1 protein-coding gene is annotated in these 1419 nt (G+C 55.2%); it reads left to right on the forward strand.

Annotated elements, in window-relative coordinates:
* Nucleotides 1–153: 153 nt before the first annotated feature.
* The gene (locus tag D5270_RS16425; protein WP_166545090.1) at nucleotides 154–1410 is read left to right on the forward strand and encodes an RNA-binding domain-containing protein; all 1257 of its coding nucleotides are present in this window, start codon (nucleotides 154–156) and stop codon (nucleotides 1408–1410) included.
* Nucleotides 1411–1419: the final 9 nt, after the last annotated feature.

Consider the following 1419-nt stretch of genomic DNA (forward strand, 5'->3'; position numbering starts at 1 on the left):
CGGCTCTCTTTTGCCGCCGAGTGGAAGTTATTTATATACTGTAATACCGGGGGACTGCACGGCCTGAACACGTCAAAACCCATAATCTTCTTGATTTAACCGGGCCGTGAGGATATAATAGATGTGCGGACAATGAGAAAGGGGGGCGCTGCGATGGCAGTACCTACTAATATAAAGACCCTGCTCTCCGGGAATGTGGTGGAGTGGGCGCGGCTGGAATTTAAGGAGACCTGGGACCCTGAAGCGTCGCTGAAGACCATCTGCGCCTTCGCCAATGATATAGACAACTGGGGAGGGGGATATATCATCATAGGGGTCCGGGAGCGGGAAGGGCGCCCGGAGCGCCCGCTGCTGGGCGTCCCCCCTGAGAGGATAGACCGCTGCCAGAAGGAACTGCTCCATGCATGCAAGCTTATCCAGCCGGAGTACATGCCCATAGTTGAAGTTGCCGACTACGAGGGGAAGAAGTTTATCGTTATATGGGCGCCCGGAGGGAACGCCAGGCCGTACTCCTCGCCAAAGACAATGGCAAAGGGGAACAGGGAGCGGGTGACATATATCCGCAAGATGTCAAGCACGGTGGTCCCCACAGAGGAGGAGAAGCGTGAGCTTTACAATCTCGCCAACAACATCCCCTTTGACGACCGGGTGAACCACAGCGCGGAGCTGGCGGACCTTAACATCTCTCTGATACAGAGCTACCTCAGGGAGATTGGCAGCGCCCTGTACAAGGAAGCCGAGAGCATGGACTTTGTTGACCTGTGCAAGAGCATGAATATAGTAAGCACCCTCCCCGAGTACACCAAGCCAAAGAATGTAGGCCTGATGTTCTTCTGCCTTGAGCCGGACAGATTCTTCCCGTATGCACAGATAGACGTTGTGGAGTTCCCCGACGACACAGGAAGCCGCATATTGGAGAAGACATTCAAAGGGCCGCTGCATCAGCAGCTGAGGGAAGCGCTGCTGTACATCAAGAACAGCGTGCTGCAGGAGCAGGTGGTGAAGGAGGACGACGTGGCGGAGGCAAGGAGGTTTTTCAACTACCCCTTTGCAGCGGTAGAGGAGGCAATATCCAACGCGGTGTACCATAAGGGTTATGACGAGAGGGAGCCGGTGGAGGTTAGGATTGAGCCGGACCGAATCATTGTGGTGAGTCATCCCGGTGCGGACCGTTCCATAAGCCGGGAGGGGCTGAGGGAATACAGGGTATACAGCCGGAGGTACCGCAACCGGAGGATAGGTGAATTCTTAAAGGAGATGCACCTGACAGAGGGGAGGAACACGGGCTTCCGCAAGATACGGAACGCACTGAGGCAGAACGGCTCTCCGGAGCCGCTGTTTGAGACGGATGAGGACAGGACCTTCTTTTCGACGACGCTATTTATACATCCTATTTTCCTGGGAGAGTAAGATAGGGGA

Source organism: Acutalibacter sp. 1XD8-36 (assembly GCF_009917525.1).
In the GTDB taxonomy this organism is placed as follows: domain Bacteria; phylum Bacillota; class Clostridia; order Oscillospirales; family Acutalibacteraceae; genus Acutalibacter.

Coding starts and splice junctions, on each gene's coding strand:
- D5270_RS16425 (WP_166545090.1), top strand. CDS start 154: ATGGCAGTACCTACTAATATAAAGACCCTGCTCTCCGGGAATGTGGTG.